The sequence below is a fragment of the Planotetraspora kaengkrachanensis genome, from assembly GCF_016862895.1.
GTDB classification, from domain to species: Bacteria; Actinomycetota; Actinomycetes; order Streptosporangiales; family Streptosporangiaceae; genus Planotetraspora; species Planotetraspora kaengkrachanensis.
In genome coordinates, this window is the sequence record NZ_BONV01000017.1 from 143,336 (window position 1) to 156,699 (window position 13,364).

Below are 13,364 nucleotides of genomic sequence, written 5' to 3' on the forward strand. Positions count from 1 at the left end.
GCTATCCCTGCTGCTCAGCCGTGAGCAGGTCCGCGGGCACCGTGTCGTGGACGGTGAAGACCGAGTCCAGGCCGGTGACCTGGAGGATCTTTCGCACCGCGGGTCGAGGCGCCGCCACTTCCAGACTGCCGCCGCGCTCACGCAGCCGCTTGAGCGCCGACAACAGCACGTTCATGCCCGTGGAGTCACAGAACTCCACTTCGGACATGTCGATGACGACCCGGTCCGGCCCGGTCTCCAGCAGTCGGGTGAACTCCGTCTGCAACCGGGGAGCGGTGTAAAGGTCGATTTCGCCGGCGACCGCCATGACGGCGTGACCGGCGTGGGATTGCGTCGCGACTTTGAGCTCCACGAGGCGCACACTAGCGCCGTACCGGCCTCGGGTCACGTTCCTCCGGAATTACCGATGAGTCGTCCGCCCTTTGTCCCCGATTCGGGCAGCGAGTACACGCAGAGTGCGCGAAGCTTGACCGTATGCGACACCGGCTTGGCCGGATGGGGGGCCCGGAACCTCCGCGTCTTGGTCGTCACTTCGCGAAGGAGGGCGGGCGCCGAGCACAGTGGGCCCGAGAGCATGATGAACAGTGAACTTCCCGAGGATCATCAGCGACGAACGCTCAGGGAGCGGCTTGAAGTCATCCAGGTCCGCACGGAGAAGGCGTCGTCGTGGCGCGACGCGGCCGAACCGCTCCGTTCGCTGATCAATCGCGAGGGATATGTCCCCATAAGCGCGCGGCTGGCCGGAGAGGACCTCGAGTTCCTCTCCGAGGCACGCGACGAACTGCTGAATTTCGCGGAGCTCGGCATCCGGTTGCTGGATCTCCACCAGCCCCGGGACGCCGGGGGGATCACGAGCGACGCCAACAATCCGATCCTGCGATGCAGAAGTTGCATGTGGCGATGGCCCTGTCCCACATTCCGCGCGATGGCCGAGGCGTTCTCCTTCCGCGAGCCGGGCGGCCGCGGCCCGGGACGTGACAGTCCCGCCGACACGGAACCTGAGGCCGGTGCGGAATTCGACGCAGGAGGAGATGCGGGAGGAGATTCAGGCTGACAGCGGCAGCCGGATCTCGAAGCGGCAGCCGAGTCCCTCGTTGACCACGCCGATCACGCCCTGGTGGGCCTCCACGATTCCGCGGGCGATGGCCAGCCCGAGCCCGGCGCCGCCGTCCGGCCCGGGAGTGCGGGCGGCCTCGCCGCGGAAGGCCACGTCGAAGACCCGCGACAGGTCGTCCTCGGGGATCCCGCCGCAGCAGTCGAGGACCGACAGGCTCGCCATGTCGCCCTCGGCGACCGCCCGGACGGTGACGGTCCCGTCCGCGGGCGTGTGACGGATCGCGTTAACCACCAGGTTGCGTACGGCACGGCTGAGCTCACCGGCGTCCGCGTCGACAGGCAGGACGGCGTCGGCCTCGCCCGACAGGCGGACGCGCTTGGCCCGGGCGAGGGGCTCCACTCCCGCCAGGGCGTCGGCGACCAGGTCGCCGAGGCCCACCTTTCTTCGGGAGAGCCGCAGCGTGCCCGCGTGGATGCGGGACAGTTCGAAGAGGTCGTCGACCATGCCGGAAAGGCGGTCCACCTCGAGCCTGATCTGCGTGTGGTAGCGCTTGACGGTGTCGGGGTCGTCGGCGACGCCGTCCTCGAGCGCCTCGGCCATCGCGCGCATCCCGGCGAGCGGCGTGCGGAGGTCGTGGCTCACCCAGGCGACCAGCTCGCGCCGGGCGCTCTCCAGGTTCTGCTCGCGTTCGCGGCCCAGACGCAGCCGTTCGTACGCCTGGGTCAGAGCCAGGCCGATGGTGTCGAGTTCGGCGGGCAGCGGGCCCTCGGGAGGGGCGAACCGGCCGGAGGGGGACACGTCGTCGAGTGCGGCGACCAGCCGCCTGCTGGCGAGCACCACCCGGCGCGCGTTGATGAGCGCGACGCCCAGCCCCACGAGCCCTCCGATGGCCACGACGGTGAGCACGATGTTCTTGGCCCGGCCATCGATGATCATCGCCAAGGTGATCGCGACCACGCCGGCGAGCGTCGCCGAGACGGTGACCACGGCCACGACCGCGAGCATCACGCCGATGGAACGCCGGCGGAGCACCCGCAGCAGGGCCAGCCCCAGACCTGCGATGATCAGGCCCAGCCCGGCGCAAACGGCGACGATCTGGAGGATCATGTCAGGGGCTCGTATCGATAGCCGACCCCCCAGACGGTGACGATGCGCCGGGGATCGGTCGGATCGGGCTCGATCTTCTCCCTGAGCCTGCGCACATGGACGGTCACCGTCGACGTGTCACCGAAGGACCAGCCCCAGACCTGGTCGAGCAGGGCCATGCGGCTGAACGCCTGGCGGGGATTGCGCAGCAGGTAGGCGAGCAGGTCGAACTCCCTGGCGGTCAGAACGATCTCCTCGCCGCCCACTGTGACCTCGTGCGCGCCCACGTCGACGACGAGGTCCCCGTCGCGCAACACGCCGGTGCCGGTCGGGACCAGCGCGCCGCGGGCGCGTCTCAGCACCGACTGCACCCGCAGGGCCAGTTCCCGTGGGCTGAAGGGCTTGGTGACGTAGTCGTCCGCCCCCGTCTCGAGGCCCACGACCCGGTCGATCTCCTCGCCCAGCGCGGTCAGCATGATGACCGGCACCGGCCAGCGTTCCCTGAGCTTCCTGCAGACCTGCAGACCGTCCATCTTCGGCAACATCAGGTCGAGGACGAGGAGGTCGGGCGGATCGGCCAGCGCCCGGCGGAGCGCCTCGGCGCCGTCGCCCACGCATTCGACCGTGTGGCCGTCGCGCTCCAGGTAGCGGGCGACGACCTCTGCCACGGTCGGGTCGTCGTCGACGACCAGGACACGTGCGGGATTGCCAGTCATCTGACTCCTCGGGAATGGCCTAACCCCAAGGTATGACCGGCATGCCGTCCCCTCCGAAGCCCGTCACCAGACCGTAAGACTTCCCCGCGCCGTTTCTCCCGCGTGATCATGCACAGGTTCGGGGACGGCGAAGCTGACCTGCGCACACTCCTGCCGTGATCATGCACAGGTTCGGCGTTGTCGGCCATGGCCTGCGCTTTCACTTTTCGTGATCATGCACACGTTCGGCGGCAGGCCGCCCGACCTGCACCTTCCCATTTTTTGATCATGCACAGGTTCGAGCCGACGCGCATCGACCTAGCCGTCCACCCTGCGTGATCATGCACACAGAGTGGTCTCGATACCGACGACCCCGTACGGCTCCCGCCTGCCCATCACACCCGCCATGCGGGGTCGCTGCATGATCACGGATGGCATGCGCCCAGGCCGGCGGCCCCTGGTCCGAAGGCGCGCATGATCACGACCTGCCAATACGCACGTCAAACGCCAAGTCTCCGAACTTGTGCATGATCACACCACCAGAGGGCCCGCGAGCTTGTGCATGATCACGCCAGGAAGAGGATTCACGTGAAACTCTTGGGGTGGGTGTGACCTGTTCAACACGCAGCGTGTCACGGTTGGGACAAGGTCGTGAGTCTTCGGCGATCAACCTCGCGACCGGGGGCGTCAGACCGTACCTTGGGGGCATGGCCCGTGCTGTGCTGACCGTCGTGGGCGTCATTCTCGCCCTCTGGCTGATCTTCGGATTCGTGATCCCCGCGCTGTTCGCGACGCTGAAGTTCCTGCTCCTCGTCGCGCTCATCGCCGTGGTGGTCGTCGCGGTGATCACCGTCGTCGGGAAGATGTCCCGCTAGGACCGTCCAGCCGACACCACCGAAGCAACCCACGCCGACCGGACGACCGAGGCCCGCCAAAAACCCGTCAGACCGTCACCCCACCTCGCGCAGGGCCGGGGTTTCGGTCGTTCTAGGGTTTGCGTTTCGGGCCTGCCAGGCGACGTGGACGACGGCCCATACCGTGGTCGAGTCCCCTTCGTGGCGGACTCCCCAGCGGTCGGCGATGTACTCGACGATCCCGAGCCCACGGCCGCCGAGCGACGAGAGCGTGGGACGTCCTGCGCGCGGCTCCGTGGTCGCGCCTCCGTCGCTCACCGACACCTCGACCTGGTCGTCGGAGCAGGTCCAGGCCACCCTGAGCTGGCCGGACGCCAGCGGGTGGGCATGCCGGAGCGAGTTGCTCAAGAGCTCGCTCATCACGAGGACCACATCGTCCACGGCGCCGACAAGCATTCCCCCTGCCAGCATTTCGGCGCTGAGGCGTTGGCGTGCGGCGGCGACGCTCGACAGTGCGTAGGGCAACATCACGACGCTCGACGCACTCACCTCCCCGATTTCCCGATCCCCCAGTGGAGACGAGCCTCCCAGTAGGACCGAAATGCCCCGTTCGATCGTCCAGGAAACCGTGCTCCGATCACAGCTTGTGCACATTGGACGATAGATCAGCTCTTACGTGGCGACCTCGTTACCCCGCCGGTGTGTCGGATCAGGTATTAGGCCGGCCCCTGTCAGAGCGACCCGCATCCGGGTGCCTCCGCCGGGACGGGGAAGTGCGGTGACGTCGCCTCCCTGGGCTCTGGCCAGGCTGCGAACGATGTAGAGGCCCAGGCCGACTCCCCCGAACCTGCGCCGGTTCCCGCTGTCCGCCTGAACGAACCGCTCGAAGACGCGCTCCCGGTCCGCAGGCTCGATGCCGACCCCTTCGTCGTCGACGGCGAGGACGACGCGTTCGCCCTCGGCCCAGGCCTCGACCCGGATGAGCCCGCCATCGGGGGAGTACTTGAAGGCGTTCTCCAGGAGTTGCCCGAGGACGATGTCGGTCGCGAGTTCGTCGCCGTACACGGCAGGGAGATCGGGAGGGATGTCCACCTCCACGCGGTGCCGGTCGGACAGGACCGGAAGGCCCAGGGTCGCCGCGCGGACCCTCTCGCCGAGGTCGAAGACCTCCACCTTGACCTTGAGCTCGTCGGCTCCGGCCCGCGAGCCGAGCAGCAGGTGATCCATGAGCTGACCGAGCGACCTGGCACGTTCCGCGATGGTGTGTACGGCGGAGCGGCGTTCGCCGTCGGACAGGTGGTCCCACCGCGAGTCGAGCGTGCTGGCGAAGCCGCGCACGATCGTGATGGGAGTGCGCAGCTCGTGGCTCGTGGTGGCGAGGAACAGGTCCTTGGCCTCCTCCAGCTCCTTGGCCCTGGTGACGTCACGGAAGTCGACGACGCTCTCGCCGGTCTCGGGGATCTCCGCGCAGAGCACGTCGAGCCAGCGGCCCGACGACAACTGGATGGTGAGCTTCTCGCCGGGGGCGGGCAGCGGGAAGGGCGGCGGGCCTCCGATCAGTTCACGCGCGCGCAGGCCGGTCAGCTCGGCGGCCGCGGGATTCCACTGGATGACCCGGCCCGCGCCGTCGAGAACGGCGATGCCGTCCGCGCTCGCGTCGAAGACGGCCCGCTCATGGGCCCGCTGCCGTACGGCGTCCTGGTAGGCCATGGCGTTGCCGACGGCGATGCCGGCGTGTCCCGCGAGCAGTTCCAGGAGTTCGAGCTCAAGATGGCTCGCCTTGCTCGAGGCGAACAGCGCGTAGAGCGCTCCATACGGACGCCCGCCGACTGCCGCGATGCCGACCGCGATGGTGTGCAGCCCGTCGACGCGGGCCCAGATGAGGTCCTGGAGTCCCTCCGGGCCTGTCTCCAGCAGCACGGTCTTGCCGGTGCGCAGGAGCTTTCCGACGAGGCTGGTGTGCAGGTCGGCGGTCATCCCCCGCATCGACTCCGGCAGTTCGTGCACGCCGACGAGCCGGAGCAGGTCTCCTTCGATCGACACGAAACCACCCGCGTCGGCCCCGGTGAGCTCGGTGAGGCTCGCGGCGATGCGGTCGAGGACGACGGGCAGGTCCAGCTCGGCGTTGATGTCGCCGACGACGTCGGTCAGGCGGCTGACGAGCCGGGCCCGCCTCGCGACCCGGCCGCGGGCGGCGTCGTCGTCCTGGGTGGAGTGGAACACGTTGACGTAGCCGAGGAGCGCTCCGGAGGCCGTCCGCAGGGCGCTGGTGTCCACGCGAAGGTCCAGGAGGCGGCCGTCCCGGTGGAACCGCCGGGTGCGGAGCGAGACGGGGCCGCCCGTGCGGACCCGTTCGAGCACCGCGTTGTGCTCGGCCATCAGCTCGGCGGGGACGATGGGCGCCCTCCTGCCCATGAGCTGGTCGGCCGGCCAGCCGAAAAGCTTCTCCGCGGCGGCGTTCCAGATCAGGACCGCCATGTCCCGGTCGAGGGCGACGATCGCGTCGGGAGAGCTCGCGACGACCGCGCGGGCGATCTCGTCGTCCCCGCCATCGTGCGCCCTGGTATCACCCACGCCACCATCGTGCCTCCTTTCACACTGTGATCATGGCCTTTTCCGCTGGGTCGGGACTCCTCCGATACGCTTTCACTCACGTAGTGAGAGGAAGTGGGTCCATGTCCACTGGGGACCTTGAAGCCCTGCTACGCGTGACCGCGCCGGGCTATGTCGGCGAGGCCCCGCCGGATGTCGCCTTCGGCACCACCGACACCCCAGTGGGACGGCTGACGCTCGCCGTCACCGGACGAGGCGTGCTGGCCTGCAGCTACGACGACGAACACGCGGTCTTCCTCCGGGTGTCGAGGGCCATCGGCTCGTTCATCGGCCCCGACCCCCGGCGCCTCGACCCGGTGAAGCGTGAGCTCGAGGCGTACTTCGCGGGGAGGGTCCGGACCTTCGCGACCCAGGTGGACTTCCAGCTCGTGACCGGTTTCACCCGGACGGTCATGCAGATGATGTTGGCCGTGCCGTACGGCAGTGTCACGACATATCAGGAAATCGCAGAACGGATCGGGCGGCCGCAGGCTCTGCACGCGGTGAAGAACGCGCTCACCGGCAATCCGGTGTGCATCTTCGCTCCGTGCCATCGCGCGGTCGACTCGTCCGGCGCGCTCGGCTCGTACGCCGGAGGCGTCGTGGCCAAGGAGCACCTGCTCAGCCTGGAGGGCCTGTCACCCCGCCCCTCCGGCGCATCGGACCACACTCACGCGTAGCGTCGTCCGCGGCCGGGAAGGCGCGCAGGCGCCGGAGAGGCCCGCGCGCATGCGAGCCGGGCAGGTCACGCAGGAACCTCATCCGTCCTGCGGTCGCCGTCGTGAGCGGAAGGCGGCCGCCTTCTCGCGGTTGCCGCACTCGCGCATGTCGCACCAGCGCCGTGAACCGCCCCTCGACGTGTCGACGTAGAGCCGGGTGCACGGCGCGCTCTCGCATTCGCGCACGCGGGCGAGGTCGGGTCCGCCCAGGAGTTCCGCCGCGGACCTGGCGACGACCGCGAGCACCTCGTCCATCGACCCCGTACGGCTCAGCCGCAGTTCGCCGGTGCCGTCCATGACGAGCAGCGGCCGAACAGGGACGTGGCCGGCGAACTCGTTGACCACCGCCACATCCCGCGCCGTCCGCGCCCGCCCGCGCAGCGCGGCCACCCCCAGGCGATAGACCGCCTCCCGCAGCCGCACGGCCTGGGCGTGGTCGCGCTCGTCCAGAACCGGAGGTTCGTCCAGGAGCCCGGCGGCCTTCACCCAGTCGGCGAGCAGCCGGGGCGTGCCGACGAACTCCTGCCGGTCGGTGTCCCGATGCCCGACCGTGCCGGCGAAGTCCAGGGCCAGGTTGCCGCTCCAGAAGGTGAACACGTCGCCATGCTAACCAGCTTGACAGGTTATCGGTCGGCCCGACATCGTAATAACCATCTTGAGTGGTTATCGGGGGGCGGCATGGTCATCACGCGGGGCGCGTCGGCGGAGTCCGGCACACGCCTGGCACGGCTGGCCGCGGCGACGACGCCTGGGACGTTCGTCGTGTTGTGGAGCAGCGCGTTCATCGCGGGGGTGATCGGGCTCGGAGCGGCACCGCCGCTGCTGCTGACCTTGTGCCGCTTCGCGCTCGCGGGCGTCCTGCTCGCCGTCGCGGCCCTGGCGACACGTGCCCGGTGGCCTCGGGGGAGGAAGCTCGGGCACGTCGTCGTGGCCGGACTGCTGCTGCAGGCGGTGCAGTTCGGCGCCTTCTACACCGCCATGTCGCTGGGCGTCACCGGCGCCATGGCCGCGCTCGTGCAGGGTCTGCATCCGGTGCTCACCGCGATACTCGCGGTGCCGCTTCTCGGCGAGCGCGTGAGCTCACGGCAGTGGGCGGGCTTCGGTCTGGGAGCGCTCGGAGTCGTCCTCGCCGTGGCCGAGAAGTTGTCGTCCGCCGGCCCCGCGCTGCTGCTGTGCGTGGGCGGACTGCTCGGGCTCAGCCTCGGCACGCTCTACCAGAAGCGGTTCTGCGCCGACATGGACCTGCGCAGCGGCCAGGCCGTCCAGTTGCTCGCGAGCGTGCCGGTCATCGGCGTGCTCGCGCTGACGGTGGAGAGCCCCCACGTGAGCGCGTGGGGGCCCTTCACGGCCGCCGTCCTGTGGCTGGCCCTGGTCAACTCGATCGGCGCGTTCTCCCTGCTCTACCTGATGTTGCGCAGGTCTCAGGCGAGCCGGGCCAGCAGCCTGTTCTTCCTCACGCCCTCGGTCACCGCCGTGATGGCCTGGGCGATCCTGAATCAGCCGCTGAGCCCGCTCATCGTGCTCGGCCTGGTGGTCAGCGGCTCCGGCGTCGCCCTCGCTACGCGGAAGCCGTCCTCCGGCTCAGCCGTCCCAGCGCGAGCGTGACCAGGCCGGCGACGAGGGAGGCGGCGAGCGCCGCGTTCGTCCACGGCTGGTGGGTGAAGCCGACGGCCGAGCGGACGTTCTCCCAGATCGTGTCCCACCAGCCGACCGTCGGCGTCGCCGTGACGATCCAGTAGGCGCAGAAGCCGAGGACCCAGGGCACCACCATGAGCCACCTCGACGGGGCGTCCTCCGCGGTGTTCCAGCGCGAGGCGCCCCCGAGGAGGAAGTAGTCGACGGCGAGCACGGCGAACATCGGCACGAACACCGCGCCGATCACGCTGAGGAACGCGCCGTAGGAGTTCACGTCGGCGAACAGCGCGATGCCGATCGTGAACACGCCGATCACCACCGAGATGATCCGCCGGTCCACCCGCGGCATGAGGTTCTGCAGGGAGACCGTCGTCGAGTACACGTTGGCGAACGACTGGTCCGCCTCGCGCAGCACGAGGATGCCGAAGAAGAGCGCGCCCAGCGGGGCGGCCACGAACGGGTCCCACACCTTGTCGGTGTCGTTGCCGACGAGGGCCAGGGCGGCGATGCCGAGGGCGAGACAGGCGACCTGCGCGATCGTGTACCCGCCCACCACTCCCGCGAAGGCCGTACGGCTCGACCTGGAGTGCCGGGCGTAGTCGGCGGCCATGGGCACCCAGGAGACCGACAGCGCGATCACGTAGTCGACCGCCGGGGCGAAGGCGTCCCACGATCCTTCGGACAGCGACGGTCCTCGGCTGAACAGCGCGACCGTCAGCCAGATCATCGAGACCACCACGCCGACGGTGACGTACCGGCGCAGCAGCCGGACCGATCCCAGGGGCCAGATCGTGAGCGCGATCGTCACCACCCCGGCCAGCGTCGCCCACACCCAGTACGGCACGGCCGTGCCGAAGACCGCCTGCGCGCCCGTGGCGATGACCCACAGCTCGAAGGCCCCCCACCCGAGCATCTGCACGATGTTGAGAACGGTGGGGACGTACGACAGCCGCGCGCCGAACAGGCCGCGCAGCAGCACCATCGCGGGCTTGCCGGTCCGCACGCCGGGGATGGCGGCGAGGCCGACCATCGCCGTGCCGATGAGGCTGCCGACGATTGCGGCGAGGACGGCGCCCGTGAAGGTCAGCGGCTTGCCGCCCAACGGGTCGAGCAGGAACAGCGCTCCCGAGAATCCGAGGAGACTGACTCCGAGGTTGGCCCAGAAGGCTCCCTGATCGAGCAGACCGAGGGTCTTCGGAGCCTTCTCCTCGAGCGTCAGCGGCACTTCCGCGTGCTGCGGATCGACAAGGGCGGACGTCATCGCACACTCCCTACGCCGGCATTATCCGGACAGGTTCAGGCGGTCGGCGGCGCGCCTCGTGGAGGAGCCGCCCTCTCAGCCCGGTATCGCCCGAGCTCCCGCGGTATTTAAATGTTGAACGGGATTATGACATCTGATCCAGGATTGTCCAAAGGTGCTCAGGCGACGAACGGGGGCTGGCCGGTCTCGCTCACCATCGGCAACCCCGCGGCCGCCCAGGACTGCATACCGCCGTCGACGTTGATCGCCTCCCAGCCGACGTGGTTGAGCCAGGCGGTCGCGTGGGCGGACCGGCCGCCCACCCGGCAGATCACGTAGACCGTCCGGCCCTGGGGCACTTCGGCGACCCGGTTCTGCAGGTCGCCCAGGGGGATATGTGCGGCGGCCGGGGCATGGCCGGCCCGCCACTCGTCGATTTCACGCACGTCGAGCAGGTAAGCGTCGTCGGGAACGGCTTTCGCCTCAACCTCAGGCATCGTCATGAGTTCATTGTGCGGCTTTGCGCGGAGAGCTCGGGCCGCCTTGGCCGGACGGCGGCGCCAGAGGGCGGAATGGAACGCGCCAGGACGGCCCCCACCCCGAACTGGAGCCGCCCGAAACCCGCGCCGACCAGCTGGAGCTCCCGAAACGACCATCACGCCGCCGTGGTCCGTGTGACGCCTGTTCGAGGGGCTCGATCAGCTATTTGAGCAGTCTGGACATGCGGCGGTCCGCGAGGGGCTTGCCGCCCGTCTGGCACGTCGGGCAGTACTGCAGGGACGAGTCGGCGAACGACACCTCCCTGATCGTGTCGCCGCACACGTCGCACTTCTCCCCGGTACGGCCGTGCACGCGGAGACCGGACTTCTTCTCCGCCTTGAGGTCCTTGGCGGCGAGTCCCCTCGCCCGGCCGACCGCGTCGCGGAGGGTCGTCACGATCGCCTCGTGCAGACCGGCGATCTGCTCGTCGGTCAACGATGCGGCGATCTTGAACGGCGACATCTTCGCGACGTGGAGCACCTCGTCGGAGTAGGCGTTGCCGATCCCCGCGATCACCTTCTGGTCGCGCAGGAGCCCCTTGATCTGTGTGCGGTTCCCATCCACGATCCGCTTGAGCACCTCGGGGGTGAACTCCTCGGCGAGCGGGTCCGGACCGAGGCCGGCGATGCCGGGGACCTCGGCCGGATCCCTCACCACGTAGACGGCCAGGCGCTTTTGCGTACCGGCCTCGGTGAGCTCGAACCCGGGAGCCTGGCCGTCGTCTCCGGGCGACAGCCGTACGCGGACGGCGAGGGGACCCTTGCCGGGGCGGACGGGCTTGGCGCCCGTGAGGTCTTCGCGCCAGCGCAACCATCCGCCACGGGCGAGGTGCGTGATGAAGTGCACCCCGTCGCAGTCGATGTCGAGGAACTTGCCGTGCCGGGAAACTCCGGTGACGGTCACCCCGCCGAGCGCGCTCACCGGGGGGTCGACCGTCTTCAGCGCCTGGAAGGCCACCACGTCGACGCCGAGGACCGCACGCCCCACGGCTCGCTCACGGAGGAATTCCGCCAGCGCCTCCACCTCGGGTAGCTCGGGCATGCCCCCACAGTAATCCGCGCGCGTCCCCGTGGGCGAGGACCCGACGCGAGCCGCTGAGCCGTCAGCCGGGCGTCAGGGCATGCCCAGAGCGAGCTCGCGCCCCGGCCGCCGGCCCGGGGTCGCACACGCGAGGGCCGTTCCGGAGGGAACGGCCCCGGCGCGCGTCGTCACTTGGTGATGGTGTCCTTCGGGATGGGCTTGTCCTCGGCGAGGGCGTCGAACAGGCGCACCGCCTTGGCCGTGTCCCACTTCACCACTGCCGCGCCGTTGATCGTGGGCAGCGAGCCGATGGGCACGGCGGTGGTCACCGGGCCGCCCTTCATCGCGAGGCCGACCGAGAGCAGGTTGAACAGGCCCGAGTCCGGGTCGACGGCGACGGAGTCCGCCGCGCTCAGCGCCAGCGGAACGGACGTGAACGGGTTGAGCAGCGTGCCGGGGCTCGCCGCCTTCTGCACGACCGCGGAGAAGAACTGACGCTGCCGCTGGGTGCGGTCGAAGTCGGGGATGGCGCCGGTCTTGCGCGTCCGGACGTAGCCGAGCGCGGTCCCGCCGTCCATGTCCTGGCAACCCTTCTTCAGGTTGATCCCAGCCTTCTTGTCCTTGATGTTCTGCTTCACGCAGATGTTCACGCCGCCGACCGCGTCGACGATGCCGACGAACCCGCCGAAGCCGATCTCCATGTAGTGGTCGATCCGGATCCCGGTGACCTGCTCCACGGTCCTGGTCAGCAACTTCGGGCCGCCGAAGGCATAGGCGGCGTTCAGCTTGTCGTTGCCGTGCCCGGGGATCGGCACGTACGAGTCGCGGGGCAGGCTGACGAGCGTCGGCTGTCCGCTGTCCGGGATGTGGAGCAACATCATGGTGTCGGTCCGCTTGCCCACGGCCTTACCCGTGGCGAGCTTCTTGCGCTGCTCGGCCGACAGCCCCGCCCGGCTGTCCGAGCCGACGAGCAGCCAGTCCTCACCCGGAGTGGCCGCCGGCCTGCCGCTGTAGTCGGTGAACGCCTCGACCGTCTGCAGCTTGGAACCGATCCAGAAATATCCGCCCACGGTGGCGACGATCAGGACGACCAGCAGCACGGCGACGGACCGCAGCACGATCTTGCCGATGTTCCGGGGGCGCCTGACGCCCCCGCCGCCACTCGAGGATCCCGGGACGTCTCCACCGGGCGGTCCGCCGTGCTGCCCGCCAAGCGGGCGGACGGGCGCCTGGCCCGATCGCGGCTTGCCGTACACCTTGGAGGTGACCCGAGGCGTGGTGTTCCCCAGGTCGTCACTCTCGGCGCGCGAGGCGGCCCCGCGAGCGGCGTCGGGGACGGGGTGCGCGGGCTGCCCCGCGGCCGTCCAGGCGTCCTCCGCGGGTGGCCGTGCCCGTCCGGCATCCCCCGCGGGTTGGCGCGCGCCCCAGGCGTCGTCCGCCGGCGGCCTCGACCAGGGGTCGCGCGCGGACGGTCCCGCCTGCCACGGATCGTCGACGGGTCGTGTCTCCGGCCGGGGGTCCGATGCGGATCCGCCACCCGCCCAGGGGTCGTCCCGTCCCGCAGATCGGGGATCCTGCGGGGACCCTCCACGTGCCCACGGATCGTCGGCGGGCCGTCCCGCCGGTCGTGAGCCGCCACCCCCGGGGCGGCGAAGCGCGCGAGTCGCGTCGTCGTCGTCCTCGGCCACGTGAATCCCCGTCCTTAGTGCCTTGACCTCGATGTGGGCGGCCACCGCCCCTGCCTTGAACGGTACGTCTCCATCCTCGCGGGAACGCAGATCGCTCACCAAGCTTTTCCCGCGAAAGGTACCCAGACCATCTCGTACCGGCCAACTAAGAGACACCGGAAACACCTGAGCCGACGCAGCCGTTACGGTATTAGACCTCCGCTCGAAAGGATTACCGTGTCCGGCTCGGACCCGTGGA

General features: G+C 69.6%; 14 protein-coding genes and 1 riboswitch. Of the genes, 4 read left to right on the top strand and 10 right to left on the bottom strand.

Annotation, left to right across the window (positions count from 1 at the left end; all coding sequences use genetic code 11):
• Position 1 precedes the first annotated feature (1 nt).
• Complete coding sequence (locus Pka01_RS20010; RefSeq protein WP_203884330.1) at positions 2 to 352, bottom strand: STAS domain-containing protein; 351 nt, start codon at positions 350 to 352, stop codon at positions 2 to 4.
• 222 nt (positions 353 to 574) lie between these two features.
• On the opposite strand from Pka01_RS20010, the gene Pka01_RS40830 reads away from it, so the two are divergent.
• The gene (locus Pka01_RS40830; protein ID WP_239115143.1) at positions 575 to 1,054 is read left to right on the top strand and encodes a hypothetical protein; all 480 of its coding nucleotides are present in this window, start codon (positions 575 to 577) and stop codon (positions 1,052 to 1,054) included.
• Here Pka01_RS40830 and Pka01_RS20020 read toward each other — a convergent pair.
• Entirely contained in the window at positions 1,046 to 2,164 is a 1,119-nt protein-coding gene (locus Pka01_RS20020) for a sensor histidine kinase (protein WP_203884331.1), read from the bottom strand. The genes Pka01_RS40830 and Pka01_RS20020 overlap by 9 nt on opposite strands.
• On the bottom strand, positions 2,161 to 2,859 hold the full coding sequence (locus Pka01_RS20025) for a response regulator transcription factor (RefSeq protein WP_203884332.1): 699 nt from the start codon (positions 2,857 to 2,859) through the stop codon (positions 2,161 to 2,163). Before Pka01_RS20025 ends, Pka01_RS20020 begins: the two co-directional genes overlap by 4 nt.
• A 686-nt stretch (positions 2,860 to 3,545) precedes the next feature.
• Between Pka01_RS20025 and Pka01_RS20030 the strand changes: the two genes are divergently transcribed.
• Positions 3,546 to 3,713 carry a hypothetical protein gene (locus Pka01_RS20030; protein WP_203884333.1) on the top strand — a complete coding sequence of 56 codons (168 nt, stop codon included), beginning with the start codon at positions 3,546 to 3,548 and terminating at the stop codon, positions 3,711 to 3,713.
• Positions 3,714 to 3,788: 75 nt separating this feature from the next.
• Here the strand turns inward: Pka01_RS20030 and Pka01_RS20035 are convergent, their stop codons facing one another.
• Complete coding sequence (locus Pka01_RS20035) at positions 3,789 to 4,241, bottom strand: ATP-binding protein (RefSeq protein ID WP_239115144.1); 453 nt, start codon at positions 4,239 to 4,241, stop codon at positions 3,789 to 3,791.
• A 123-nt stretch (positions 4,242 to 4,364) separates the two neighbouring features.
• Positions 4,365 to 6,266 (bottom strand): PAS domain S-box protein, encoded by a 1,902-nt coding sequence (locus tag Pka01_RS20040; protein WP_203884334.1) that lies wholly within the window; start codon positions 6,264 to 6,266, stop codon positions 4,365 to 4,367.
• A gap of 101 nt (positions 6,267 to 6,367) precedes the next feature.
• Between Pka01_RS20040 and Pka01_RS20045 the strand changes: the two genes are divergently transcribed.
• The gene (locus Pka01_RS20045) at positions 6,368 to 6,964 is read left to right on the top strand and encodes a methylated-DNA--[protein]-cysteine S-methyltransferase (RefSeq protein ID WP_203884335.1); all 597 of its coding nucleotides are present in this window, start codon (positions 6,368 to 6,370) and stop codon (positions 6,962 to 6,964) included.
• 78 nt (positions 6,965 to 7,042) lie between these two features.
• On the opposite strand, the gene Pka01_RS20050 is transcribed toward Pka01_RS20045, so the two are convergent.
• Positions 7,043 to 7,600 carry a CGNR zinc finger domain-containing protein gene (locus Pka01_RS20050; protein WP_203884336.1) on the bottom strand — a complete coding sequence of 186 codons (558 nt, stop codon included), beginning with the start codon at positions 7,598 to 7,600 and terminating at the stop codon, positions 7,043 to 7,045.
• An 81-nt stretch (positions 7,601 to 7,681) separates the two neighbouring features.
• On the opposite strand from Pka01_RS20050, the gene Pka01_RS20055 reads away from it, so the two are divergent.
• A complete protein-coding gene (locus tag Pka01_RS20055) occupies positions 7,682 to 8,608 on the top strand; it encodes a DMT family transporter (RefSeq protein WP_203884337.1) in 927 nt (308 codons plus the stop codon).
• On the opposite strand, the gene Pka01_RS20060 is transcribed toward Pka01_RS20055, so the two are convergent.
• The 4 genes from Pka01_RS20060 to Pka01_RS20075 form a co-directional block, all read right to left on the bottom strand.
• Positions 8,562 to 9,899 (bottom strand): purine-cytosine permease family protein, encoded by a 1,338-nt coding sequence (locus Pka01_RS20060; protein ID WP_203884338.1) that lies wholly within the window; start codon positions 9,897 to 9,899, stop codon positions 8,562 to 8,564. The two genes, Pka01_RS20055 and Pka01_RS20060, sit on opposite strands and share 47 nt — an antisense overlap.
• Positions 9,889 to 10,011, bottom strand: a riboswitch (TPP riboswitch). It overlaps the preceding gene by 11 nt.
• A 46-nt stretch (positions 10,012 to 10,057) precedes the next feature.
• The gene (locus tag Pka01_RS20065; protein WP_203884339.1) at positions 10,058 to 10,381 is read right to left on the bottom strand and encodes a rhodanese-like domain-containing protein; all 324 of its coding nucleotides are present in this window, start codon (positions 10,379 to 10,381) and stop codon (positions 10,058 to 10,060) included.
• A 199-nt stretch (positions 10,382 to 10,580) separates the two neighbouring features.
• The gene (locus Pka01_RS20070; RefSeq protein WP_203884340.1) at positions 10,581 to 11,459 is read right to left on the bottom strand and encodes an Fpg/Nei family DNA glycosylase; all 879 of its coding nucleotides are present in this window, start codon (positions 11,457 to 11,459) and stop codon (positions 10,581 to 10,583) included.
• A gap of 167 nt (positions 11,460 to 11,626) precedes the next feature.
• The gene (locus tag Pka01_RS20075; protein WP_239115145.1) at positions 11,627 to 13,225 is read right to left on the bottom strand and encodes an LCP family protein; all 1,599 of its coding nucleotides are present in this window, start codon (positions 13,223 to 13,225) and stop codon (positions 11,627 to 11,629) included.
• Positions 13,226 to 13,364 lie beyond the last annotated feature (139 nt).